The following is a 23710-nucleotide window of genomic DNA, read 5'->3' on the forward strand; positions in this document are numbered from 1 at the left end:
AACCCCAACGAAAACAAACCGCCGAAGCTCACGAGTTTCGGCGGTTTTCTTTTTGATCAGGATATGCTGTTGCTACCGCTTTGCCGCGGGCGGATCTTTGCGCGTCGCAAACAAACTGGCTGCGATCGAGATTGCCAGAATCGCGCCGATTATACCCAACGACCAGGTGATCGGGAAGTGGCCATCGAACTTCTCGTTCAGCCATACCATCTTCAGTCCGACAAAGACCAGAATCAGGCCCAAGCCGTATTTCAGCAGGCGGAACCTCGTGACCAGGCCGCCCAGCAAGAAGTACAGCGAACGCAGACCAAGAATCGCGAAGACGTTGGACGTGAAGACGATGAACGGCTCTTTAGTCAAAGCAAAATGGCGGGCACGGAATCAACTGCAAAGATGATATCCGAGATTTCGATGAACACCAGGCACACCAACAGCGGCGTTCCGTAGAGCATCCCGTTCTGGCGAATCAGAAAACGTTGTTCATGGAGCTGAGGGGTGACCGGTAAGAACCGTTTGAGCAGTTTGATCAACGGGTTCTTGTCGGGATCCACGCCCTTCTCCGGCGCAAAGATGATCTTGATACCGGTCCCGATCAGAAACAGCCCGAAGACAAATACGACCGCCTTATACTGCATCAGCACCGAACCCAGCGCGATGAAGATAATTCGGAACAGCAGCGCGCCAATGATCCCGTAGAACAGCACGCGGTGCTGGTACTTCTGCGGAATGGCAAAGAACGAGAACACGACAACGAAGATAAACACGTTGTCCACGGCGAGCGACTTCTCAACCACGAATCCCGTCAGGAACTCAAGCGTGACTTGCCGCGCGGCGACTTGCGGATCAAATCCCGGGATAGCCAGGAGCCGCGCATCCTGCGGGAATTTCCACTGCGCGTACTCATAGAGACCAAAACAGAAGACCAGCGCGAGGGCGATCCAAATGCTGCCCCAGGTCGCAGCCTCCTTGAATGTCACCTCATGTGCTTCGCGATGGAAAACGCCCAAATCAAGCGCCAGCATCCCCAGCACGAACAACGTGAAGCCAGCATAGAATGACCAGTACTCAGCAAATGGAAACAGCAGGACCGATTCCAAACATCCTCCGTTTAAGGACCAGGTAATATATGTTGCAGGACTTGCTCTTGCGAAATCTGGCTCATGCACCACGGTGCATCGCCCGTCCACTTACAGCGCGCCTGACCGTGTCCGGTGCGCGGCAAACAGCACGGTACCCCGGCGGCGATGGCCCGATGCGGCGCTGGAAAACGATAATTCACCTGCGTGCTGCCATAAAGCACGACCACCCGCGGGGCGCCCGCCGCAATCGCGACAAAGGAAACGCCCGTGTCGTTGCCGACGACGGAGTGGCATCTCTGAAGCAACGCCGCGCATTGCCGCAGGCCGGATTCAACGACCTGGATCGGCTGCCCGGACTTTTCAAAGTGTGGGCGCATCGGCGCTTCCGTCGGGCCGAGCACCGCCAGTGTCCGGCCGCCGGTTCGCTTGCACCAGATACGCGCAAGTTCGATAAATTGTTCCACGCCCCATTGTTTCGTTAGTCGGGCCGAACCGGGCACGAGGCCAAGCAGTGGTTGGTCGGTGCCATCGAGTTGCTTGAGATAGTCGTCAGCCCAACTGCGCTCGGTGGCGTTTAGCCCGATTCGTAACGGAGGCGTGATCGTCACCGGAACCAGCGCCCGCAGGAGATTCAGACGGCGCTCAACATGATCCGGCTCAATCGCGAGGCTATTGTGCGCGGTGTGCGTGAACGCCCAGCGCTCGCCAAATCCCGTATAGCCTACCCTCACCGGTGCCGCAAGCCGCGCGCACAGCAAGCGCGAGCGCAGCGAGGGATGGGCGCATAGTACGACATCGAACCTTACTTGATTCAGCTCGTCCGCCAAAGTCAAAACGGCATTCATGGCTCGCTGCGCGCCGTGCTTGTCAAAGACCCATAAGCGATGGATCTGCGGATGCTCGGTCATGATCGCCTGCGCGCGCGGTGCCGTAAGAAAATGAATCTCCGCCTCCGGCCACACCTGCCGCGTCGCCCCGACGAGCGCTGTGGAGAACACGACGTCACCGAGCCAGGCGGTGTCAATTATGAGAACTCGGGCGGGGTGGTTTTCCATCGGCGATGCATCCAAAACCATTGTTCAGGGGCCTGTCGAACCGCCTGCTCAAGGCGGGCAGTCAGGTCCGCCATGATACTCTCCTGTGTCGCATTCTCAGGCACGTTGACGTGTGTCAACCTTCCGCGGTAGAACTCTCCTTCAAGGCGATAAGACTGCATGAAGATTAGCGGGGCGCCGGTTCGCAGATGGAACACAGCAGGGCCTCGCGGAGTGGAACTGAGGCGGCCAAAGAACGGCACGAAGACGCCGTCCTCATGAGCGTCCTGGTCAATCAAAATGGCCACGATCCGGTTTCGCTTCAGAGCGTTCAGCACACCCTTGATTGCCTGCTTGCGTGGGATGATCTCGACACCCGCGTCACGCCGCAGATTGTCCAGCCACGCTTCCACAAGCTTGTTCCGCTGGGTTGTCACAACAAAGGACACCGGATAGCCCAGTCGGGCGCAGGCGGCGCCGATGACTTCCCAATTGCCGAGGTGACCGGAAACAACGATTCCGCCTTGACCACCGCGGACCGCGTTGTCCATGGTTTCAAGGCCCTCAAAGAGCACCCAATCGCGGACCTCGTCCGCCGTCATTCGGAGTGGTGCCTCCAGATTCGTCGCCACGGTGCCAAAATGTTCGAGGCAGCGCCGGGTCATGGTGCGGACGCCTTGAGGTGGCAGGGTGGGGAAGGCCTGCAGCAGATTAGCCGCCATAACCCTTCGCCTAATGCCCAGCAGGAACGCAATTCGGCCCAATCCGACACCAATGGCAGCGCGGCCGCGGCGGGGCAGCCACCGCAAGATAGCAAATACGCCGCGAATTGCGGCATACTGAAGATAATGAGAGGTTCGGTGGGGCATGGAAACTCTATCGGCCAAAGCGGAGTCTAAATAACGTAAATTCCCTTGAGATGTCAATACGTGAGCTTATCACAGTGTTGCGTTTCTGTCACAGATTTGCTTAATTTCACAAGGATTCAGATGCCAATGGGGACAACGGCTTCTTCGGCACGCGTCGTCGCGGCGGACGCGCTAACCGAACTCGAAAAAACGGAGGAGTACGCGGACGAGGTTCTGTCAAAGTACCTGGGAACATCCCAGCTACGGGGCAGTGATCGCGCCTTAGCGGCCGACCTCTATTGGGGGACTATCCGTTGGCGTGGCCGACTGGATAGCATCCTGACGCCTGTTTTTCATGGTGATTACCGCCGGGCCGACCCCGTGACGCGCATATTGCTGCGGATGGGGGCTTACCAGCTCTATGGACAGGATCGGATCCCAGACCATGCGGCGGTCAGTCAGACCGTCGAATTGGCGATTCAGAGGCTGGGGAAGAAGGCGGGCGGGTTGACGAATGCGATTCTCAGGCGTCTGGCGCGGGAACGCGACCGCTGGAATACGCCTCCTGACGGTGCTGATGACCTGGCGAGGCTCTCATTTCTGTACTCGATGCCCCGTTGGATCGTGCGCGAACTGGTCGAACGGTTCGGCGCGGAAGAGGCGGAGCGGGCGCTTGACGTGACCAATCAGCGGCCTCCGATCACGGTCTTTTTGACCGATCCAACCGGCGCCGATGCTTTTGAGGCCGATTTGGATCAACATGCTGTGCAGTGGGAACACTCGCTGTTTCTTGAGGGCTACTACCGGCTTCACGCGCCCTCATTCCCGATTGTTCAGCCGTGGTTGGACGAAGGGCGCATCACCGTACAAGATGAAAGCGCTGGATTGGCAGCGGCGTTGCTCGATCCTGCCCCGGGTGACAGTGTTCTGGATCTTTGCGCGGCTCCCGGCGGCAAAACGTTGGCGATCCTGCGTAAACTAGGCGGGACGGGAATGGTTACGGCGGTGGACGTTGACGGCTTGCGATTGACCAGGCTGCGGGAGAATGTCGCCCGCGTGGCGGCGCAAAACGTTGTGATCATGGAAGCCGACGCGACTCAGTTTAGCGACGGACAATTTGATCGAGTGCTGGCCGATGTGCCGTGCAGTGCGACGGGGCTGCTGCGCAAGCAGCCGGACCTGCGCTGGCGACGCAAGAGCCACCATATCGGATTGCAGCACGCGCTGCAGCACGAGATATTGGATCGAGCGGCGGAATTGGTCAAACCCGGCGGCGTGCTGGTCTATTCGACGTGCAGCATATTGCCCTCCGAGAATGTCGAGATCGTGCAGGCGTTCTTGAAGACACATCCGGATTTTCTGCGCGAAGACGCGCGCGGTTTCCTCCCTGAGACCGTTGTGGGTGAACATGGCGACCTTGAGACTTTTACTCATATTCACGAAACGGACGGCGCGTACGCAACTCGCTTGCGGCGCATGTCACACTGACCATGACTGAACCTCGTGCGGCAGGCGATCGTCTGCGCACGTTCGGCGCGATCGCACTACTCTTCGGTTTGATTTTCCTTTTTGCGGGCATGATGATGGAATGGATCATCATGCCCCTTTATACTCGTCACGGTGCGGAAGTGGCGGTGCCTTCCTTGATCGGGTTGACCGTTGCCGAAGCCAGGACTCTGGCCGAGCACAATGAGTTTCGCATCGTTGAAGAACCGGCCAAATTAGGCGGCAAAATGGCAGCGGGTACGGTTCTGGAACAGCGCCCTTTGCCTGGTGCCATGGCGAAGCCGGGGCGCACGATTCACCTTGTTCCTGCGCGTGAAGGCTCGGCATCAGGCATCCCGGATTTGACCGGTTTGGACCAGCGCACCGCCGAGATTGAGTGCCGGAACATGGGACTGCTCGTCTCGTCATCGGATTACGGCTACGACTTTTCGGCGATAGTGCCTAAGGGCGGAATTGTCAAACAGCGACCCGAGCCTGGTGCCCCGGTCGTGAGCGGCCAGCCGGTGCAGTTGACGATATCGCTGGGACCGCGGCCCAGTTCAATCATCGTTCCGACTCTGGTGGATATTTCGCTTCACGAAGCTCGCCAGGCCATACTCGAATCCGGGTTGAAACTGGGGAACATCTCGCGTCACGAAACGAATCTCTATGTTGCCGGCACGGTGATCGCCCAAAGTTTGTTGTCAGGAACGGAAGTTGAGCAGGACACCGAAGTGGACCTGGTGGTCGCGGTGCCGCAACTGTCCGCTGATTCGACCGCCGCAGAGACTCCTCCACCATCGGAAGCCGATTGATGAAACTTTCCGCACAAACGGCAGTGCATCTCGCGCCGTCCTTGCTATCCGCGGATTTCCTGCATTTGTCAGAAGAGTTACGCCGCTGCGAGCAGGCGGGCGCAGGCGTGCTGCACTGCGATGTGATGGACGGCCACTTTGTGCCGAACCTCACGTTTGGCCCGCCGATCATAGCCCAGCTGCGCAAGGCTACCAAACTCGAGCTCGACGTGCATCTGATGATTGAGGCGCCCGAGCGTTCCATCTCGGATTACGCGCGCGCGGGTGCCGATGCCATCACGGTTCATGCCGAAGTCTGTCCGCATCTGCATCGCACGCTAACGCAGATCAAGGAACACGGTTGTCAGGCGGGCGTCTCGCTCAATCCGTCCACGCCGGTTGCTTTGATCGAGCATGTGCTGCCTCTGTGCGACGTCGTGCTGATCATGAGCGTCAATCCCGGCTTTGGCGGCCAGAAGTTCATCCCATTGGCATTGGAAAAGCTCGCTACGCTGCGGGTGTTGCAGCAATCCGGACACGGCGAGTTCATGCTGTCCGTGGACGGCGGCGTCGATCCGGTCACCGCACCGTCTGTCGTCGAGGCCGGCGCGCAGCGCTTGGTCGCGGGCAGCGCGTTGTTTACGGGTGACTTTCTCGGGAACTTCGCCCGCCTCAGCCAGGCCGCCGGATGCTAAAGATCGAGACGCGCGAAGTCGGTCCCTATGCGATGAACACGATAATCGCGTGGTGCGACGAAACTCGCGAAGCGATCTGGTTTGATCCCGGCGCCGAAACGGAGTATCTTCTGCGGTGGATTACCGCGCGCGATTTGAAGGTCATTCGCATCGTGAACACGCACGGGCATGTGGATCATATCGCGGAGAATGGCCTTGCCAAAGCCGCGTTGAATGTGCCGCTGTGTATCCACCCGTTGGACCGTCCCAAGCTGACGAATCCCATTCTCAATCTCTCGTCGTGGACGGGAACGGAGGTTGTGTCGCCCGACGCCGACGAGACCTTGGTTGAGGGCGACACGTTGCGCTGCGGCAATATCGAATTCGCCCTCTATCACGTGCCGGGTCATTCGCCCGGCTCGCTCGTGTTCTATGCCGAGGGGCAGCTAATCGCGGGCGATACGGTGTTCTACGAATCGGTCGGGCGCTCGGATTTTCCCGACGCCAGCGAACGCCAGCTTTACGACGCGATTCGCGCCAAGATTTACACGCTGCCGGACGCGACGATCATCTATCCCGGTCATGGCGAGCCGACCACTGTTGGACACGAAAAGCTCCACAATCCCTTCGTCCGCGCAAGCTGATCAATCGTCACGCCTGATCGAGGAGTGGCTGCGCGCGCGCAAGTACGAGCGCCAGCTTGCGTCCAATACGGTCGCGGCCTATCGTCGCGACCTGCAGCGTTTCGCCGCGAGCTTGCAGGAACGGCACCGCGATCTGCCATCGGCGACGCCAGCGGACCTCCACGCCGCCTTTGCGTCCGCGTCGGGTGGCATTTCGGCCAGAACGGAAAACCGCAGGCGGGCCGCCGTCCGCAATTTCTATCGTTGGCTGCTGCGCGAACGGCGGATCCCCGCCGATCCCTCCGCGGAATTGCAAGGCGCCGAGATTGGCCGCAGTCTGCCGAAAGTGGTCAAGCTGGACTATATTGAAGCTCTGCTCCGCGCCGCTGTGGGCGACGAACCCGTCAATCTGCGGAATCGCGCGTTGATCGAACTTGCTTACTCTGCCGGCCTTCGTGTATCCGAATTGTGCGGACTGCGATTGCGGCAAACGAATTTCAGCGAGCGCGTGCTGCGTATTCGCGGCAAGGGCAATAAGGAACGCCTGTGTCCGTTTGGTGAGCAAGCGGCCGCCGCGTTGCACGCGTATCTGGAGTCGGGCCGCAGTTTCCTGCGCGGCACAGCCCCGGATTCCTCGCCTGTGCCGCTTCCCGACCGGGCGGAAGATTTTGTATTTTTGACGCGTTCAGGTTTGCCCCTGACACGATTCGGCTGTGCCGCGACCTTGCGCGCGTTATGCAAACAGGCCGGTTTCACTCACCACATCTCTCCTCACACCCTCAGACATAGCTTTGCCACACATCTGCTTGAAGGCGGCGCAGATTTACGCGTCGTTCAGGAACTGCTGGGCCATTCGTCCATTACGACCACGGAAATCTACACTCATCTCGACCGCGACTATCTCACGGAAACGGTGCGCTCGTTTCATCCGCGCGGCTAAGACTGCTCACCTTGCGTTTGCGGCCGTGCTCGTGCTTTGTTCGTCCGTTGCGCGAGCGACCGATCTGCGGGAGCGTCTCGATTCGCTCGTGGCGCTGGACGCCGCTGCGGGCGCCTCGTGGAGCATTCTCTTCACCGATCTATCCAGCGGCGAATCGCTGCTCGAACGCAATGCGGATCTACTGTTAATCCCCGCGTCGGTCACTAAGCTCTGGACAACGGCCGCGGCCTTCAGTCTGCTGGGACCGGACTATCGCATGGTCACCAAGTTCTGCTCCTCCGCGCCGCTGGACGGCGGTGGTACGCTGAACGGTAACTTGCAGGTAGTCGTCGGTGGCGATCCGATGTTTGAGCCGAAGTCGCGCAAGGACCTGGGCCGCCCGGCCTTGGACAAAATTGCCGATGAACTTCACGGCAAAGGGCTGCGCAAAGTCGCGGGCAATTTGGATATCACGGTCAATCGCTTCGACCGCACCTGCGGCAATGGCGTGTGGGAGATGGGAGACTTGCGGGAAGGCTTCGCGCCAGCCGTGGACGGCGCGGGCTACAACAGCAACGTATGCCACATCGAGATCGCTCCGGGGCTGTCGGAGGGCGATCCCGCGATCGTCACGATCAACCCCCCGTTTGCCGGCATCAAAATCTACAATGACGTGTTAACCGCGTCGCCCAGCAACGAAAGCTGGATCGAGTTTCACGTTATGCCCTGTCGAGATGAGCTTGAACTGTCGGGCGTCATGGCGCGCGGTGATGATTCGCAATATATCTGGTTTCCCATTCAGAATCCCGCCCTGTATTTTGGACATGCGCTTAGTGAGGCCCTAAAGCGTAAGGGCATCGAAGTCGCAGGTCAGGTCGTTCAAACTCGCGATGGCGGTCTGTTGGCGAACACGCTGTTGGAGTTTTCGTCGCCCGAATTGTCCGTGATTGCGTCCATTGTCAACAAGGAAAGCGACAACTACTTGGCGGAGTATCTGCTTTCCGCGATCGGGCTGCAGCAGTACGGCGAAGGCAACACTGACGCGGGATTGCGGGGTGTGCAGAAATTCGCACGCGAGCTTGGCATTCGCCGCGATCAATTTTCGCTGCAAGACGGCTGTGGTCTGTCCCGCCAAAACATCGTGTCAGCGCGGGCGATTGTGGACCTGCTCGCCAAAATGGGCAAGGGCAAGAACGCTGATGGATTTGAAGCCTCGCTCTCGCATTCAGGAATGGACGGCACGCTAAGCGGCAGATTGTCTACCGAGGGCATGTTGGGCCGTGTGCGTGCGAAGACCGGCACGATGACTCACGTTTCCGCACTGGCCGGTTACATGGCCCTTGACGACGGCAGGCGCGTCGCTTTTGCGATTCTCGCCAATAATTTCCGCTGCTCGCCGCACTACGTTCGCAATATTCAGGACACAATCGTGCGCGCTGTATACCGCGCGGCAAACTAACATGAACGATCAACAAGCAATCGTCGAATGCGTGCCGAACATTTCGGAGGGCCGCGACCGCGCCAAGATTGACCGGGTGGCGAGCGTCGTGACCACCGTTCCCGGCGTCAAGCTGCTCGACGTGGATCCCAACGGTGACTACAATCGTTGCGTCATTACATACGCAGGCGAGCCGCAGGCCTGCGTTGAAGCGACATTCCGTCTCACAGCAGCCGCCGCGGAGGAGATTGACATGACCGCGCACAGCGGCGAGCACCCGCGCAGCGGCGCGGTGGACGTCGCGCCGTTCGTGCCTGTGCGAAACATCACGATGGCGGAGTGCGCGGATCTCGCGCGGCAGTATGGCGAACGCGTCGGTTCCGAACTGGGCATTCCGGTGTACCTCTACGAAGCGGCCGCGGCGCGTCCTGAGCGTAAGAATCTCGCGTTTGTTCGCAAAGGTGAGTATGAAGCGCTGCCCGAAAAGATGACTCAGGATGAATGGAAACCCGAATACGGACCGCACCGGTTTGTGCCGAAGTTCGGATGCGTGATTACCGGCGCGCGCTTTTTTCTCGTCGCCTACAATGTCAATGTGCGCACGGCGGATGTGGCTGCGGTGCATGACATGGCGCTGCATATTCGCCAAATGGGATGGCCCCTTGCGCATGCCGATGGAACCGACGTGCTGACAGAGACCGGCAAGAAGGTCTTTCATCCCGGCCCGCTGCAGAACTGCAAGGCGATGGGCGTATATCTTGATCAAGAGCGCTTCTGTCAAGTCTCGATCAACCTTACGAACTACCTCGTCTCCTCGCCTCACATTGCCTACGAGCAGACGCTGTTCGAGGCGGAGCGCCGGAATCTCGAAGTTTTTGGCTCCGAGGTTGTGGGGCTGATCCCGCTTGAAGCGCTCCTGCTTGCCGCTGACTACTATGTATGGCGCGACAAACTGCCGCGCCCGCGTTCCGCGCGTGAGGCTATCGAGCTCGCGGAGCAGAAGCTTGGTCTATCTTCATTCAATGCCTTTGATCCGGCGAAGAAGATCATCGAATACGCAATCAACAATTAGGATTCTGATATGTCCGCACTTCCCGATATGCCCGCCAAGCTCGTCTATCAACCTGTCATTGGTTTTGTCGAACAAATCGCCGCGAAGTCACCCGCGCCGGGTGGCGGAAGTGCGGCCGCGTTGTCCGGTGCGATTGGCGCAGCATTGCTCGTGATGGTTTGCGAATTCAGCATTGGTAAGAAGGGGTTTGAATCGGTGGCTGGCCTGCTATCCGACGTAAAAGGCCAGCTTGACGGACTGCGTCACAAATTGACCGTGCAAGTGGACGAGGACACGTGGGCGTTCTCGCGCTTTCGCGTTGCGAATCGCCTGCCCGAGACGACCGACGAAGAACGCGCACACAAGCAGCGTGAAATCTCAGAAGCCAGCGCGCAGACGATTGAGGTACCGCGGCAGACGATGCAGATGTGCTGCGCCGCCTTGGCGCATGCCTTGACCATCGTTGACAAAGGCAATCCGAACACGGTTTCTGATGCGGCGACCGGCGCTGAAATGCTCTTGGCGGGTATGGACGGCGCTGCCAATAATGTGTTAATTAATATCGTGGACCGTGACGACGACGCGGCACGAACGCTACGGTCGGAAGTCGCGGAGGCACGCCAGACCGCCCGCGCGTTGCTTGCTGCTGTTCGCGGCGCTGTGGCCGCCAAACTGCGTGGCTAAAGTTCGCATACTACCGGAGCATCTGGTCAACCAGATTGCCGCAGGAGAAGTCATTGAACGCCCTGCCGCTGTTTTGCGAGAATTGGTGGACAATGCTCTGGACGCCTCGGCAACAAAGATCGCCATTGAGCTCGAAGGATCGGGCCGAGAGCTGATCGCCGTGCGTGATGACGGCGTCGGCATGTCGCGCGACGACCTGCTGCTCTCCCTGGAACGGCACGCGACCTCAAAGCTGACCGAAGGGTCAAACCTGTTTGCCATCGAAACACTGGGTTTTCGCGGCGAAGCGCTGCCCAGTATCGCGTCCGTGAGCGACTTTGAAATCATGTCACGTGATGCCCAGACGGACGCGGCCACGCGCTTGCACGTGGTCGGCGGCGACATCGCCGAACAAGAGCAGGTAGCCGCCCCGGTTGGCACCTTGGTGCGGGTGCGATCGCTGTTCTTTAACACACCGGCGCGTGCAAAATTTCTGAAGGCCGACGCTACCGAGTTATCGCATGCGATACGCACACTGCGTACGTACGCGCTGGCCTTTCCGCAGGTGGCCTGGACCTTTCGTCATGGCGAATCGCTGCAATTTGTCTGGCCGTCCGGGACTTTCGCCGATCGGCTGAGCGACGTATTCGGCGTGGGAATTAACGACAAGTTGCTCGCCCTTGATTTTGAATTGCGCGGAGTTCGTGTTCACGGAGTCTTGGGAAAACGTGAACTGAACCGTCGCGGACGCGGCGATCAGTTTCTCTATGTGAATCAGCGGCCGTTCCAAAGTACAGGTCTTGCCGGCGTAGCTCGCGGAGCTCTGCGTGACTGGCTCGATGAAGGTGAGTGGCCCTTTTACATTCTGTTCATTGATCTGGCCGCGACCGGTGTGGATGTGAATGTGCATCCGGCCAAACGCGAAGTCCGGTTCTCCGACGAGCACCGTGTGCACGCGGCTGTTTTCGAAGCTCTGCGGAGCGCACTGAAAGGGCAACAGGAAGCGCTTGGCGAATTGCGGCGCGCGTGGGAACCGCCGTCCGCTCCAACGGATCCCGCGAGTCTATTTGCGTCGGGTCATTCGCTGCCGTTTCGCGACGACATGCGCCCCGCCGCTCCGGCCTATTCACCCCCTGCGTATCATTCGAGCTCGCCTGAATCACAACCCGCACCTGCGGCCAAACTGCGTGCGCAGATCTATCAGGTACATGCCAAGTACCTGATTGCGCCGATACGCTCAGGGCTGGCCATCATTGATCAACATGCGGCCCATGAACGTGTGCTCTATGAACGGGCGTTGCGCAGCTTTGACCAACGGTCTTTTCCATCACAGCAATTGCTCTTTCCCTTGTTGCTTGAACTGACGCCGGAAGAAGATGCCACCTTCGCGGAAATGCGCCCCGACCTCGCGACGTTTGGATTCGTGCTGCGCGACTTCGGACCTCGCGCTTACAGCATCGAGGCGGTTCCTGCGGGATTGCGTCGCGCATCCGAGGCGTCAATGCTCCGCGAGATGATCACGGAGTACGAAGAGTTTCGACGTACGCGACTTGGTCCGCGCGAATCGCTCGCGGCGGGCTTTGCGTGCAAGGCTGCAATTCGCACGGGTGATGAACTTTCATTGGACGAGATGACGGCTTTGGTGGACGAACTCTTTGCGACGAACCAGCCCGGTTCATGCCCGCACGGACGTCCCACTTTCATCGAGATTAAACTAAGCGAGTTAGACCATCGTTTCGGTCGCATTGGATAGCGCGCCGCGCGTTCTCGTTCTGACCGGAACGACGGCGTCCGGGAAGACGGAAGTCTCGATCCCGCTCGCGCAGTGCCTGAACGCTGAAATTATCAACGCCGATTCACGGCAGGTCTTCCGCGAACTGTATATCGGAACCGCACCGCCAACAGAGGCGCAGCTTGCCGCCGTTCCGCATCATTTCGTGCGTTCAATGTCACTGAAAGAGCGGTGGAGTGCCGGTGACTTCGCGCGCGCGGCCCGCAAACGCATAGAGTCGTTGATTGATCGTGGACGGCGGGCCGTCGTTGTCGGCGGTTCGATGCTGTACCTAAAGGCGTTGCTGGACGGACTCTACGATAGCGACGCTGAACCTGAATTGAACTATGCCGCGTTGAAGGCGGAGTGGGATCGCCGCGGCGGTGACGAGATGATGCGCGAGCTGCGCGAAGTGGATCCCTCCATGGCCGATCGCACACTCAGCGGCGACCATCATCGTGCACTGCGCGCGATCGGTTTTTTTCGGGCAACAGGTGAACGGCTTTCCGATCGCATGCGCAGTACCACCGTGCCGCTGCAGCACCGGTTCAAACTGTATTTCCTCTACGGTGATCGCGCGGAGACCTATGAGCGCGTCAATGCCCGTGCCGATGAGATGATCGCGAACGGTTTGGTGGACGAAGTGCGGGCGTTAGCTGCCGCGGGTTTTACAGAGCGCAACTGCAACGCGTTGCGGACGCACGGTTATCAGGAAGTGTTCCCCTATTTGCGCGGCGAGTGCGATCACGCGGCCATGCGGGCGGCCATTCAACAAGCGGTTCGCCACTACGTCAAACGGCAGCTAACCTGGTATCGCCGTGATCCGCGCGCGATTTGGACTGAACGGTCGTTCACGGAGCCCGCCGACGCAGTTGCCCGCCGCATTGCGAATGATTTCGTCGAAAGCACATGAAACAAAAGGCCCGCTGAAATTCAGCGGGCCTTTGATATTGTCGCGGATAACGGTCAGTAATTCGCTTCTTCAAGCTCCTCGTCACGCGGCTGGTTCTGTGCCACAGGAATGGCCAGCGTGAAGCGCGTACCAGCGCCGGGTTCGCTCTGAATATCAAACTGACAGCCGTAAGGAGTGAGCAGCTTTTTGACCGTGGACAATCCCAAACCTGTACCGGTCGGCGTGCCATTTTCGGTGTTTCCGACGGCGGGCTTGGTCGTGAAAAATGGGTCAAAGACCTTTTCCAAATGATCGGCCGCGATGCCAATGCCGGAGTCTTGCACGGAAATGTGAATACAATCATCCGCGTAAGTTGTCGTCACCACGAGCTGCTTCAGTTCTCGGTCATGCATTGCATCAAGCGCGTTTCGGAACAAGTTCGTCAAGGACTGCGAAAAGTCGCTGTATCGTCCAAAGATCGGCGGCAGGTCGTGCGCGAATTCAAAGCGCTTCTCGACATTGTGCTTGAATTCCATGTCGGCTTCCAGGAATCGCAGCTCCTCTTGCAGCAGGGTGTTTATGTCAATCAACTGCCGCGCCATTTCCTGCTCCTGGCGACTTTTCCACATCAAATTGCGGATGATGGCGTTGATTCGTTCAACTTGTGCAATCACGCCGTCAATTCCGTCAATGTCCGGATGCTGCATTTTGATGACCTGCGCCAGACCGTAGATCCCCATGAGTGGCGTATTGATATTATGCGCCACACCGCTGGCGAGCAGGCCAATCGTTGCCAGCCGCTGTTCGCTCATCAATTCAAGTTCCAGCAATTCAGCGCGCTGTTCAAGCTCGTCATGAGCGGCGGTTTCACGCGCGACGACCTGCAATACGACGTCGTTTTCGAGGCGAATTCGATTGAGCGTCATGTTGACCCGGTGCGAGTCGCGTTCACTGTCGTTTATCATGACGCCCGGGAGATGCCAGACGCGATAGTCGTCGCCGGGTTCCAACAGACAGAAGTCAAGCTGCGCACCGGCGAAGGCGCGGAACGGTTTGCCGCTGGCATCCGCAGCTTTTAGCCCGAGCAGGCGGCCGGCCGCGCCGTTGAGTTCGAGAATCGTGCCGTCCTGCGGGCGAAGCAGAAAAATCGCATCGGCGGCATGATCAAAGAGCGTGCGATAGCGCAGCTCGCTGTCCCGCAATTGCTCCGTGCGCCGCATGACAACGCCTTCAAGCTGTTCACGGTAGCGCGCATTGTCAAGCTCGAGCGCATCCCGCTGCGTGATCAGCTCGTTTCGGTCAAAGGCCATTTCTGCGGAGCGTAGCAGCTCTTCACGTCGCAGGGGTTTGAGCAGATAGTCATACGCTCCGGCGCGAATAGCCTGGCGCATGCTGAGCACAGTGGGATCGCCGGTAATCATAACGATTTGAGTGCGCGGAAAGTCGAGCCGCAATGCAGCCAGCAGCTCGCCGGAATCACCGGGCAAGTGTACGTCACAGAACACGACCGGCCAATCTTCGGCCGCCATACTCTGCAGCGCGTCGGCAGGCGAATAGGCGTGGGCGACTTCCCAGCCGGATTCACTCAAGAAGCTCTCGGCGATCTCGCATATGATCGCATCATCATCAATGATCAGTACCCGACGTCCGTGCTTGTTCATGCTGCTCGAGATAGTGCTTGCCTTTCAAAACTCATGATTCGACTACGCCGCGGCGTTATTGGTGGGCAGTGCACGTTCTATGATCTGCCGCAGTTCTTCAATGCGAAACGGCTTGCCGAGAAAACCGTCCGCGTGGTATTCGCCGGCGGTCTTGCGGGCCTCTTCAACGCCGTATCCCGTGACCAAGATCACTGGAAACTCGGGGTGGCGGGACTTGATGGACGACATGAGTTCGATGCCGTTCATGTCGGGCATGTGCACGTCGCTCACCACCAAATCAACCTTTTCCGAGGCAAATTTGTCAAATGCTTCGCGGCCTCCGAACGCCGAGACGACGTCGTAACCCAGGACTTCCAAAATGCGCGACAACGTATGTACCATGAACTGCTCGTCATCCACTACGAGTATCTTCTGGCGCCGCGAGGGATCGCTCGAAATTGGGATCGCCCGCGCCCGCGGTACGTCAAGATCAATCATACGATGCTGGCCGACGGAATACTCGCGTGTGCGCGACGGATTGGCAACCGTTGCGAGCTTCTGGATGACCGACTTGATCTTGGCGACCTCTTGCACGATGAAGTCAAGCGACTGGCGAACTTCCGGCGCGTCGGGCAGTTTGGTCAAACGAATATACTCGGCGCTGTTCAGAATAACATTGAGCGGAGTGTTAATTTGATCATTGACCGTGACCGCAGTCTGGGCAATCGCCTTCATCTTCTCGCTGTCAAGCTCTTTGGCGCGCAGTTCGGCTCGCATCTCGGCACGTTCCAGCCCCAGACGGATGCGGTGCAGCAATTCGGCGTCGTCACAAGGTTTAATGACGTAATCGGCGGCGCCCCGGCGCAACGCATCCACGGCTCCGCGCACTGAGGCGAAGCCGGTGACGACGATAACCACGCAGTCGGGATCGGCCGTCAGTGCAGCGTTCAGAACATCCATGCCAGTGACGCGCGGCATGAACAGGTCGGTCAAGACAACGTTAAAAGTCCTTTGAGACAACAGCTCGACGGCGGCTTGCCCCGAGCTTGCGGCGACGACGGCAAAACCTGCGCGTCCGAGGACTTCGCGAAATCCGGCCAACACCTGCGCATCATCGTCCACCACCAAAATTTGTGTCAAGTCTGTCATAAATTCAGCTTTCTCTCACCGTACCCGTTCTTGTCGTAACCATGTTGAAACGTGCAGCACAAGTTCAAAAGCACCATCATCATCTTCCCCAATATAAGCCAGTCCATCGGCAGCGCGCATGAACTCGCCTATGGCCGCGGCGAATCCCGCCGCGGACGTTGCAGTCAATTCGAAGCGCACCGCGTTCGCCGCGCCGATTCGCGTATTCACCAACATCAGCCAATCGTTATCAAGCTGTTCGAATCTTCACTTTCGCCATAGCCGGCGCTGTGCTGACCGACCTCGCCCAAGCAGCAATCAGGATCGCCACCGTGCCGCCGTGCAGGCGCAGAAGTTCTCTCGGCAGCTCGCTCACGAGCGCAAGTTCCACACCTGCAGCGCGGCACTCGCCAGCCAAGTCATTCAGCAGCTTGTCCGCCGCAACAGGTACGGGCGCGCGCAGGGCGGCATCCTTGACCGTTTGGACGATGCGGAGGACCTGAGCCACTCGATCAAACGACGATTCCAGTCGTTCCAGCCGTTCCTGATGCACAGGCGTCAGGGCAGTGTCGCCATGCCACAGGCGCAGCGTACTTTGCGCCGCTTGCAGTGGATTTGCGATCTCATGCAGCAAGACCTCAACTAAGGCTTGCGACGGGCCGGACGGGCTGACCGGCGGAGAGATGGGTGGGGCGGATTGTATCACAGGCTTTTGTCGAAGTTACCCAAGGTAACCTCTGGAACCTGAAACTGCAATCTTCTAACTGGGCCAAGAGGATTATAATATGGTTGCGCTATAGTTACTACACTCGCGATCTCGCTGCTATGCTTACTATATTGAGTCGTCTTGTGGAAAACAAAAAAGGCGCACAACGCGCCTTTAGAGATTCTTGATGAAAAAGTGCAGCTACGAAGGGCCGCGGGCGGCCAAGCGCAGCTCACCCGCAATCTGGGTCATCTGCGACCGCAGCGACGGAACGAGTTCAAGCAATGTCCGGAGCTCTTGCACTTGCGGATGCGAAAACTGCGCTGCCCCGGAGTTCTTCTGCTGCCGCAGCCAGCGCAACAAGTGAATTTGGACGGTGTCGGGGGTCACTTGCTGAAGAATTTCAGGTCCAAAAATCTCGTAGAGCTGCGTAATCTGCCGCCTCAGGGTCGCTAAAGCGTCTTCACCGGCCGCCCGTTGTTCGGCCAGGAACTTCTCACGGTTGAAATGTACAACGTCGTTGGAGGCGGTCGGGGAGGCAAACGCCTCGGCAGTTCCTCCCTCAAGATGATCGGCCAGAATCTCCCGTGCGAATATCTCGGATTCGCGGGCGACGCCAATAATCTGGACGACCAGACCGACCTCGCAGAGTGTGTCCTTCAAGTCGCCGTGAACACAGAGATGTCCACCGGTCGTGACGGCGGCTTCACCGATACTACCATATACCCGTAAACTGCCGGCCACGGTGACTTGGCAACCGTCGGGAACATCCCCGTCAATCACGCAGTCGCCGTTCACGTGAAGTCGCGCACCGGCGTTCAAGTCACCACTGATCCACACAGTTTCTTCCCAGCGCTGCACGTCGGCGGCATCACCGTCCACGCCGCGAATACGCATGACCTCCGCCTCAAGGAGCATGGGCATCTCGCGCGGGGAATCCTTGGTGCGCCGATCAGAATAGATGCGCCGGAAGACCAGGAGTCCGCGCTCGCGGGCCTGCATCCTGCGCTCGCCTGCCGCGACAACAACGCCGTGACTTCCCTGCAAGCGAGTCACGATTCCCCGGCGCGGCGACAATTCACGACCAAATACATTACGCCCCGCGCGCATTCCCGACACCGGTACGCTGACCTCCACTAACTCCTCTCCGGCATCCACGGCGCGCAATCCCATCCAGGCGGTAACAGCTGCCTCATCGGACTGGGGAAACCACGGATAGCTGATGCGTGACGGAATACCGATATCAGGCAGCACACCTTCAGCGACGACATGATCAAAAATGGGTGCCTGCCGGTCTACGCAACTGTCCACCAAATCGCGTATAATCGGCCACTTCACGAGCACCAGTTCCAGACCTTCGGCTTTCAATTTCTGCTCTACAGCGGCGAAGGTCAATGTCTGTTCAAACTCATCGAGCGGGAACAGATCAATGATGGCCTTCATATCGGAAAACTCAGTACCGTCCGGGGCCTGCGCGGGTTCGAACCGCAGGCGCACTGCACCCGACGGTGCATCCTGCCTGCGGATCTGCATCTCCACCAAGACGCCGGCGTGTGTGCGTTTCTTGGAGATCAGCCCGACGTATTCGAGGCGGTGATTTGCGACTCCGAAGTTATGCGCAAGCTCGTCTTTGATCTGGCGCAGCTGCTCGGGAATTTCCGTGGCTCGTTTGTTCGGAAAGAGCATGCGGACGCGCCAGAGATTGCGTCCCTGGGCGACCAGCCTGACCTTAGTATCCGGGTCACTTAATTGAAGATGTTGAACATGGCCACGATCCATGCGGCCCGGAAGCGCAAAATCCGCTCCTATCAGGAAGATTCGCCTACAAGACGGACCCGGTGATAGCGGAGATCATCGGCCAAGATGCGCAGCTTCTCAAGCCGGTCCGAGGCGTTGACCGCCAAATCGGAGGCCGCATGTTCGGCGCAAGCCTGTAAAATAAGCTCTTCGAACCGAATCGCCCGTTCAAACACCTCGGCCATGGAAATCGCCGTCCGGCCCCATCTGGCGCCGAGCTGGGGTTTCTTCCACGGGTCTTCAAGCTCGAGCGCGGCCCTCACGTGCGGCCACTCCTCTGGGTCAGAAGGCGCGCAGTGCTCCGCAATCGCTTGCAATCGTGCCGCCAGCGCCTGGTCTGGCAATCGGGGGAGGAGTTCCCGGTAGAAGTCGCGGCGGTTCTGCAACAAAATCAGCACTGAATAACTCCAGTTAAATAGACCGACCCAGTATAGCGATTTGAAGCTGTGACCGCAACCCCATTTGTGGGAACATTTGCTCATTCTGTTCGTGAAACATGGGTCGTGCCCGCGAGTTGAACGAGGAGCAAGGAGTAAGGTTATGTCTATCAGAAGTTTAAGTCTGCTAACGCTGGCGCTTGCCGTGGCCGTTTCGACGGCCTTTGCGGGAGCCAGTGTCCAGGTGGTGGCTGGTGACCAAACGGTCGTCCTCGCCAAAGCCAATAAATCCGAAGGTGCCTTCCTCGGAATCGTCCCGGCGGAAGTGACCTCCGACATCTCAGGAGATTATGGGGTCGAAGCTGGTCAGGGCGTCGTAGTTGAAGAGACCGTTTCTGGTTCGCCCGCCGATGAAGCTGGGTTGCGGACCAATGACGTTCTTGTCATGCTGAACGGCGTCCGTTTGACCGGTCCGGCTGAGCTACGCGTGCAGCTAAACAAGTTTAAGGCGGGCGACGAGGTCAATCTGGCCTATGTGCGCGGCGGCAAAGAGCGCACGGCAACGGTGAAGCTTGAGGGCCGCGACAGTGACGAATTCAGTTGGTCCTGGAGTGGGAACGATGAAGAGCTGGATCGCAAACTTGAGGCGATCGTGCCTCCTAACGCTCCGTTCCCGATGGGCAAGAATTGGGTCGAGAAGCACGGCGCGCAGATGGCGTTTGCCGGGGTGGTGACTCAAGAACTTTCCGACGGCCTGCGGAGCTATTTCAAGGTTGAGGGCGGCGCGCTGATATCCGAGGTCGTCAAGGACTCGCCCGCTGAAAAGGCCGGGTTAAAGGCCGGCGATATTATCACCAAAATTGGCGCGGAGTCGGTCGCGGATCAAGGCGACGTGACGGCGGCGATTCGCGATATTGATCCCGACGAGACCGTGGATTTTCACATCATGCGCGACGGCAAGTCCATGGTGATTCCGGTCACCCTGACCAATCGCAAGGATTTTTACGGTGACGCAGGCGATGGCGAGTGGTATTTTGGATTTGGTGAAGCCGAAGCCGAGCAGTTGGCCGTCGAAATGGAGAAGTTGCAAGAGGAAATGCACCGCGTCGGCGTTGAGTTGGACAACGTGCCCAACGGCGACTTTCGTCTGCAAATTGATTCGGACGCTCCCCGCGTCTCGATCAGCTCGGGTGAAGCTCGCGCAATCAATGGCAACAGTGGCTGGTGGAATATGAGCTTCGCCGAACTACGCGAAGGGCTGCGGACCGGCATGCAGCAGCTCAAGAAGGACCTTGAAGTCTTGAAACAGGAATTGAAGCAGTTGCAGCAGGAAGTCAAGCAGCGCATGTCCTCATTCTGGGGCGTGCAAGTGGACATCACGCCGCAAGCGTAGTAAACAAAAATTGACTGAACGAGCCCGACGATTGCGCCGGGCTCTTCTATTTTCTCACATGGAATACACAACAAACTGCCCGGCCTGCAACGCACCGGTCATTGGTTACAAGAATCCGTTTCCGGCCGCCGACATTGCAGCCATCCGCGACGGCTGTGTGTTGTTGATTTTGCGCCGCAACCCGCCTGAAGGTTGGGCGCTGCCGGGAGGATTCATTGACTACGGCGAGTCCGCGGAGGATGCGGCTGTCCGCGAGTTACGTGAAGAAACCGGGCTGATCGCAGCAAATCTCCGACTGGTAGGCGTATACTCCGCGCCGGGTCGGGATTTCCGTTTCCACACTCTGTCGGTCGTGTACCGGGCCGATGTTACGGGTGAGCTCGTCGCCGGAGACGATGCCCGGGAAGCGCGATGGTTTCCACTGGGAGGCCTGCCCGACCGGATCGCATTTGATCACCGTCAAGTGATCGCCGACGCCCTGCGAGCAGAATAGGCCGAAATCCCGCCAATAGCGGGCATGTCCTGATGAGACGGACGGTTGCCGAGACCGTCCGTTTTCGTTATATTGATGGACTGACAATCACTTCGGCTGAGACTTATGGCTGTATCTCCCATCAAGACGGTATTCTACAAAGAACTGCGCGACCTCTTCCGCGACAAGCGGACGCTGATGGTCACGGTGATCCTGCCGCTGTTGCTCTATCCGCTGATCTTCATCGGGTTCACGCAGCTATCCTTGCTGCAAGCAGGTAAGCTCAAAGAGCAGGTGGGACGCGTGGCCCTGTTGACTCCGGCAGCCAAACCGGGTGATCTTCTGGCCGCCGATTCCTCTAAACTGCTGGAGTTCACGGATTCGACGGGTTGGGAAGAGAAGCTGCGAGCGGGCGAGCTGGACGCGGCTCTGGCCTTAGATTCGACCTTCAGCGCTGACGTCGCCGCTGGCCGCCGCGCCAACATGAAAGTCTACTATCTCAGCAGCCGGGATTTCTCCGAACAGGTGCGCGGCCGAATTGAGCGCGGCGTTGACGAGTTCGAAAGCCGCATTGTCGCCCAGCGCATTGCCCAACTTGGCGTGGACACGTCTTACATTCGACCCGTCGCCATTGAAGCGCTCGATACCGCAACAGAGACGGAACAAACCGGTTCCGTTCTTGGCCGCTTTCTGGGTTACTTCCTGATTTTGATGACACTCACGGGAGCGTTCTATGCGGCCATTGATCTGACCGCCGGGGAGAAGGAGCGCGGAACGTTGGAGACGCTGCTGGTGAGTCCGGCGTCACGCCGCGAGTTGGTCTACGGCAAGTTTCTGGCTGTCGTGGTGGCCGCGCTCATTTCAGCGCTCTTGAATCTGCTCAGTTTAGGCCTGACCATGGTCTATGCTGTGCAGATGTTTGACAAGGGCGGCGAGATCAGCAGCTTCGCCGTGGCGCCGTCTTCGCTCGTTCTGGTTCTCTTCATCATGCTCCCGCTGGCCGTGCTGTTTGCGGGCGTAACGATGGCTGTAGCGGTGACCGCGCGAAGCTACAAGGAAGGGCAGGGCCTGCTCACCCCGTTAATGGTGGTCAGCATATTGCCGTCCATGGTTTCGATGATCCCCGGGATTGAGCTCACTCCGTTTCTGGCGGTCATCCCTATTGCAAACGTGTCGTTGTTGACACGCACGCTTATGTCGGGGCACACACCGTGGCTGGAGTTTGCGATTACGTTGCTGAGTACGGCGGGACTGGCCGCGCTGTCGCTGCATTGGGTCATTGTGCAGTTCAACCGCGAAAGCGTCCTGTTCCGGCATGCCGAGGAGATGAAGTGGACGCCCTTCGCCAAGCGGAAGCTCGAACCGGGCTCGGTACCCAATTCTGGTTCGGCCGCACTGCTTGGCGCGGTCTCCTTGATTCTCGTTGCGGCTGTGGGCACCTTGGCGTCGTCACAAGGGATGTTTCGCGGGCTGTTTATGATTCAGGGTGCCATTGCTGCGCTGGCGGTGCTCTGGGTCAAACAGGGCGGCTATGATCCAATCCCGACTTTCGGCTGGCGTCTCCCGCGACCGCGCATGTGGATAGGCGCGGCGCTGGCGATTCTGGGCGGCTGGGTTCTCACGGTCGAACTGGCGACTCTGCAGCACGCCTATTTCCCGTTCCCCGAAGAGATGCTTGAGGACTTTTCCGATCTTTTTGCGGGCCTGACCGATTTGCCGATGTGGCAAGCCATTTTCATCATCGCAGTCCTGCCTGCGATTGTCGAGGAACATCTCTGCCGCGGCGTAATGCTGCGCGGTATGTTACAGGGGATGGGCCGTTGGCCCGCGATTCTGATAGTCGCGGGCATCTTCGCGCTTCTGCACATGAATCCCTATCGCCTGCTGCCGACGTTTGTGCTGGGTGTGTTGTTGGGCTATTTGGCTGTGAGCTCCGGTTCAATATTTCCGGCCATGCTTGGGCATTTTGTGAACAACGCGCTTAGCTACCTGGTGTTCCGGTTTGGAGACGCGATTGAAGCACTCGGCTGGGCGGCCAGCGAAGATTCGGCTTGGGTCCCGTGGCCGTGGATGGCTGTGGGAATCACATTGCTGGCTATTGGAATAAGATTGGTGGCCCGAGCAGAGCCTCCAACGTTGCCCGCGCACTCGGGTTAGAAATCGTCCGGGAAGTCTCGGTATTCGGCCAGTTCAATTCCGTGATGCTTGATCTTCATTTGGACGTTGCGGCGGGCCATGTCAATGGCGCGCGATACGCGGCTGACGTTGCCGTGATAGCGCCGCAGGACCTTTCTTAGGAACTGCGCCTCAAACTGTTCACGCGCATCGCGAAACAGAATCGGATACTCCGTTTGGCTGATCCAAATCGTGGGAAGTCCGCCGCGTTGTGCCGGACGAGGTGCGGAAACCGCATCTTCATGGGGTGCGGCCAGCGTTGCGACGGGCGCAGTTTGCGCATCCGCCGGTGCAACTGCGAGACTGGATTCGGCGCCCGGCGTTTGCGCGGCCTCAAGCGTGGGCGGTGTGGCGAAGTAGACTGGTACGCTATGGAAATGCTGATTGCGGATGCGCAGCAGTTCGCGGCCGGCAGCTTGATTCGCGCTGGCGAGCACAACGATGGACGTGATCTGCCGGTTTTGGAGGAGGTAGTGTGCGTCATCGCTTTCCTCTGCGACTTCAATGTGCAGTCCGTTGCCGCTTAAGACATTCGCGTACGCGTCGCGTTCGAGACTATTCTGACCGAAGAGCAGGACGCGGGAGTTGGGGGAATGTGACATCATCATTACTTCGTTGTGAAAAGGATGATGACCCTATTACAATTCCGGTACCCGGACCAAACTGCCGACAACAGGCATCCAATCTCCTGCAATAACTGGGCTTGCGGAGACCAGCATTTGCGCACTGCGCTGTAAACAGCGCGATTCTA

At 58.7% G+C, this 23710-nt stretch carries 22 protein-coding genes and 1 pseudogene; 13 read left to right on the forward strand and 10 right to left on the reverse strand.

Annotated features, from left to right (window positions below; genetic code table 11):
• Positions 1-72 precede the first annotated feature (72 nt).
• The 3 genes and pseudogenes from IPH10_07470 to IPH10_07480 form a co-directional block, all read right to left on the reverse strand.
• Positions 73-1022, reverse strand: a pseudogene (locus tag IPH10_07470) (TerC/Alx family metal homeostasis membrane protein).
• Between the two features lie 86 nt (positions 1023-1108).
• Positions 1109-2134: a glycosyltransferase family 9 protein gene (locus tag IPH10_07475; GenBank protein ID MBK6910760.1), complete on the reverse strand. Its 1026-nt coding sequence runs from the start codon at positions 2132-2134 to the stop codon at positions 1109-1111.
• The gene (locus IPH10_07480) at positions 2104-3000 is read right to left on the reverse strand and encodes a lysophospholipid acyltransferase family protein (GenBank protein ID MBK6910761.1); all 897 of its coding nucleotides are present in this window, start codon (positions 2998-3000) and stop codon (positions 2104-2106) included. Before IPH10_07480 ends, IPH10_07475 begins: the two co-directional genes overlap by 31 nt.
• A gap of 102 nt (positions 3001-3102) precedes the next feature.
• Between IPH10_07480 and rsmB the strand changes: the two genes are divergently transcribed.
• Genes rsmB through miaA form a run of 10 tightly spaced genes read left to right on the forward strand, consistent with a single transcriptional unit; the run spans position 3103 to position 13292 of the window.
• The gene (rsmB, locus tag IPH10_07485) at positions 3103-4449 is read left to right on the forward strand and encodes a 16S rRNA (cytosine(967)-C(5))-methyltransferase RsmB (GenBank protein MBK6910762.1); all 1347 of its coding nucleotides are present in this window, start codon (positions 3103-3105) and stop codon (positions 4447-4449) included.
• 2 nt (positions 4450-4451) lie between these two features.
• Complete coding sequence (locus tag IPH10_07490) at positions 4452-5261, forward strand: PASTA domain-containing protein (protein MBK6910763.1); 810 nt, start codon at positions 4452-4454, stop codon at positions 5259-5261.
• Positions 5261-5935 (forward strand): ribulose-phosphate 3-epimerase, encoded by a 675-nt coding sequence (locus tag IPH10_07495; protein ID MBK6910764.1) that lies wholly within the window; start codon positions 5261-5263, stop codon positions 5933-5935. The genes IPH10_07490 and IPH10_07495 overlap by 1 nt, the downstream gene beginning before the upstream one ends.
• Complete coding sequence (locus IPH10_07500; protein MBK6910765.1) at positions 5929-6558, forward strand: MBL fold metallo-hydrolase; 630 nt, start codon at positions 5929-5931, stop codon at positions 6556-6558. The genes IPH10_07495 and IPH10_07500 overlap by 7 nt, the downstream gene beginning before the upstream one ends.
• Complete coding sequence (locus IPH10_07505) at positions 6497-7477, forward strand: tyrosine recombinase (protein ID MBK6910766.1); 981 nt, start codon at positions 6497-6499, stop codon at positions 7475-7477. Before IPH10_07500 ends, IPH10_07505 begins: the two co-directional genes overlap by 62 nt.
• Before the next feature lie 31 nt (positions 7478-7508).
• Positions 7509-8915 carry a D-alanyl-D-alanine carboxypeptidase/D-alanyl-D-alanine-endopeptidase gene (gene dacB / locus IPH10_07510; protein MBK6910767.1) on the forward strand — a complete coding sequence of 469 codons (1407 nt, stop codon included), beginning with the start codon at positions 7509-7511 and terminating at the stop codon, positions 8913-8915.
• A 1-nt stretch (position 8916) separates the two neighbouring features.
• Positions 8917-9966, forward strand: a complete 1050-nt coding sequence (gene ftcD / locus IPH10_07515; protein ID MBK6910768.1) for a glutamate formimidoyltransferase — start codon at positions 8917-8919, stop codon at positions 9964-9966.
• 9 nt (positions 9967-9975) lie between these two features.
• Complete coding sequence (locus IPH10_07520) at positions 9976-10629, forward strand: cyclodeaminase/cyclohydrolase family protein (protein ID MBK6910769.1); 654 nt, start codon at positions 9976-9978, stop codon at positions 10627-10629.
• Positions 10622-12361: a DNA mismatch repair endonuclease MutL gene (gene mutL, locus IPH10_07525; protein MBK6910770.1), complete on the forward strand. Its 1740-nt coding sequence runs from the start codon at positions 10622-10624 to the stop codon at positions 12359-12361. The genes IPH10_07520 and mutL overlap by 8 nt, the downstream gene beginning before the upstream one ends.
• Positions 12354-13292 (forward strand): tRNA (adenosine(37)-N6)-dimethylallyltransferase MiaA, encoded by a 939-nt coding sequence (gene miaA / locus IPH10_07530; protein MBK6910771.1) that lies wholly within the window; start codon positions 12354-12356, stop codon positions 13290-13292. Before mutL ends, miaA begins: the two co-directional genes overlap by 8 nt.
• A 53-nt stretch (positions 13293-13345) precedes the next feature.
• Here the strand turns inward: miaA and IPH10_07535 are convergent, their stop codons facing one another.
• From IPH10_07535 to IPH10_07560, 6 genes are all read right to left on the reverse strand, one after another.
• Positions 13346-14932 carry a response regulator gene (locus tag IPH10_07535; protein MBK6910772.1) on the reverse strand — a complete coding sequence of 529 codons (1587 nt, stop codon included), beginning with the start codon at positions 14930-14932 and terminating at the stop codon, positions 13346-13348.
• Positions 14933-14974: 42 nt separating this feature from the next.
• Complete coding sequence (locus IPH10_07540; GenBank protein ID MBK6910773.1) at positions 14975-16051, reverse strand: response regulator; 1077 nt, start codon at positions 16049-16051, stop codon at positions 14975-14977.
• Between the two features lie 24 nt (positions 16052-16075).
• A complete protein-coding gene (locus IPH10_07545; protein ID MBK6910774.1) occupies positions 16076-16276 on the reverse strand; it encodes a hypothetical protein in 201 nt (66 codons plus the stop codon).
• A gap of 13 nt (positions 16277-16289) precedes the next feature.
• Positions 16290-16673 carry a hypothetical protein gene (locus IPH10_07550; protein ID MBK6910775.1) on the reverse strand — a complete coding sequence of 128 codons (384 nt, stop codon included), beginning with the start codon at positions 16671-16673 and terminating at the stop codon, positions 16290-16292.
• 273 nt (positions 16674-16946) lie between these two features.
• Entirely contained in the window at positions 16947-18431 is a 1485-nt protein-coding gene (locus tag IPH10_07555) for a DUF342 domain-containing protein (protein ID MBK6910776.1), read from the reverse strand.
• 122 nt (positions 18432-18553) lie between these two features.
• Complete coding sequence (locus IPH10_07560; protein ID MBK6910777.1) at positions 18554-18940, reverse strand: hypothetical protein; 387 nt, start codon at positions 18938-18940, stop codon at positions 18554-18556.
• 142 nt (positions 18941-19082) lie between these two features.
• Between IPH10_07560 and IPH10_07565 the strand changes: the two genes are divergently transcribed.
• The 3 genes from IPH10_07565 to IPH10_07575 all read left to right on the forward strand — a co-directional run bounded on the left by IPH10_07565 (position 19083) and on the right by IPH10_07575 (position 22941).
• Positions 19083-20312: a PDZ domain-containing protein gene (locus IPH10_07565; protein MBK6910778.1), complete on the forward strand. Its 1230-nt coding sequence runs from the start codon at positions 19083-19085 to the stop codon at positions 20310-20312.
• Between the two features lie 58 nt (positions 20313-20370).
• Positions 20371-20805 (forward strand): NUDIX hydrolase, encoded by a 435-nt coding sequence (locus tag IPH10_07570; protein ID MBK6910779.1) that lies wholly within the window; start codon positions 20371-20373, stop codon positions 20803-20805.
• Between the two features lie 105 nt (positions 20806-20910).
• Positions 20911-22941: a CPBP family intramembrane metalloprotease gene (locus tag IPH10_07575; GenBank protein MBK6910780.1), complete on the forward strand. Its 2031-nt coding sequence runs from the start codon at positions 20911-20913 to the stop codon at positions 22939-22941.
• Here the strand turns inward: IPH10_07575 and IPH10_07580 are convergent.
• Positions 22938-23561, reverse strand: coding sequence for a hypothetical protein (locus IPH10_07580; GenBank protein ID MBK6910781.1), 624 nt, complete (start codon positions 23559-23561; stop codon positions 22938-22940). The genes IPH10_07575 and IPH10_07580 overlap by 4 nt on opposite strands.
• Positions 23562-23710: the final 149 nt, after the last annotated feature.

This window comes from bacterium (assembly GCA_016702305.1).
GTDB lineage: Bacteria > Electryoneota > RPQS01 > RPQS01 > RPQS01 > JABWCQ01.

Excerpts from the sequence above, each read along its gene's own strand:
- IPH10_07475 (MBK6910760.1), bottom strand. The coding sequence starts at position 2,134 with ATGGAAAACCACCCCGCCCGAGTTCTCATAATTGACACCGCCTGGCTC.
- rsmB (MBK6910762.1), top strand. The coding sequence starts at position 3,103 with ATGCCAATGGGGACAACGGCTTCTTCGGCACGCGTCGTCGCGGCGGAC.
- IPH10_07490 (MBK6910763.1), top strand. The coding sequence starts at position 4,452 with ATGACTGAACCTCGTGCGGCAGGCGATCGTCTGCGCACGTTCGGCGCG.
- IPH10_07495 (MBK6910764.1), top strand. The coding sequence starts at position 5,261 with ATGAAACTTTCCGCACAAACGGCAGTGCATCTCGCGCCGTCCTTGCTA.
- IPH10_07500 (MBK6910765.1), top strand. The coding sequence starts at position 5,929 with ATGCTAAAGATCGAGACGCGCGAAGTCGGTCCCTATGCGATGAACACG.
- IPH10_07505 (MBK6910766.1), top strand. The coding sequence starts at position 6,497 with ATGGCGAGCCGACCACTGTTGGACACGAAAAGCTCCACAATCCCTTCG.
- ftcD (MBK6910768.1), top strand. The coding sequence starts at position 8,917 with ATGAACGATCAACAAGCAATCGTCGAATGCGTGCCGAACATTTCGGAG.
- IPH10_07520 (MBK6910769.1), top strand. The coding sequence starts at position 9,976 with ATGTCCGCACTTCCCGATATGCCCGCCAAGCTCGTCTATCAACCTGTC.
- IPH10_07535 (MBK6910772.1), bottom strand. The coding sequence starts at position 14,932 with ATGAACAAGCACGGACGTCGGGTACTGATCATTGATGATGATGCGATC.
- IPH10_07545 (MBK6910774.1), bottom strand. The coding sequence starts at position 16,276 with ATGTTGGTGAATACGCGAATCGGCGCGGCGAACGCGGTGCGCTTCGAA.
- IPH10_07555 (MBK6910776.1), bottom strand. The coding sequence starts at position 18,431 with ATGCTCTTTCCGAACAAACGAGCCACGGAAATTCCCGAGCAGCTGCGC.
- IPH10_07565 (MBK6910778.1), top strand. The coding sequence starts at position 19,083 with ATGTCTATCAGAAGTTTAAGTCTGCTAACGCTGGCGCTTGCCGTGGCC.
- IPH10_07570 (MBK6910779.1), top strand. The coding sequence starts at position 20,371 with ATGGAATACACAACAAACTGCCCGGCCTGCAACGCACCGGTCATTGGT.
- IPH10_07575 (MBK6910780.1), top strand. The coding sequence starts at position 20,911 with ATGGCTGTATCTCCCATCAAGACGGTATTCTACAAAGAACTGCGCGAC.
- IPH10_07580 (MBK6910781.1), bottom strand. The coding sequence starts at position 23,561 with ATGTCACATTCCCCCAACTCCCGCGTCCTGCTCTTCGGTCAGAATAGT.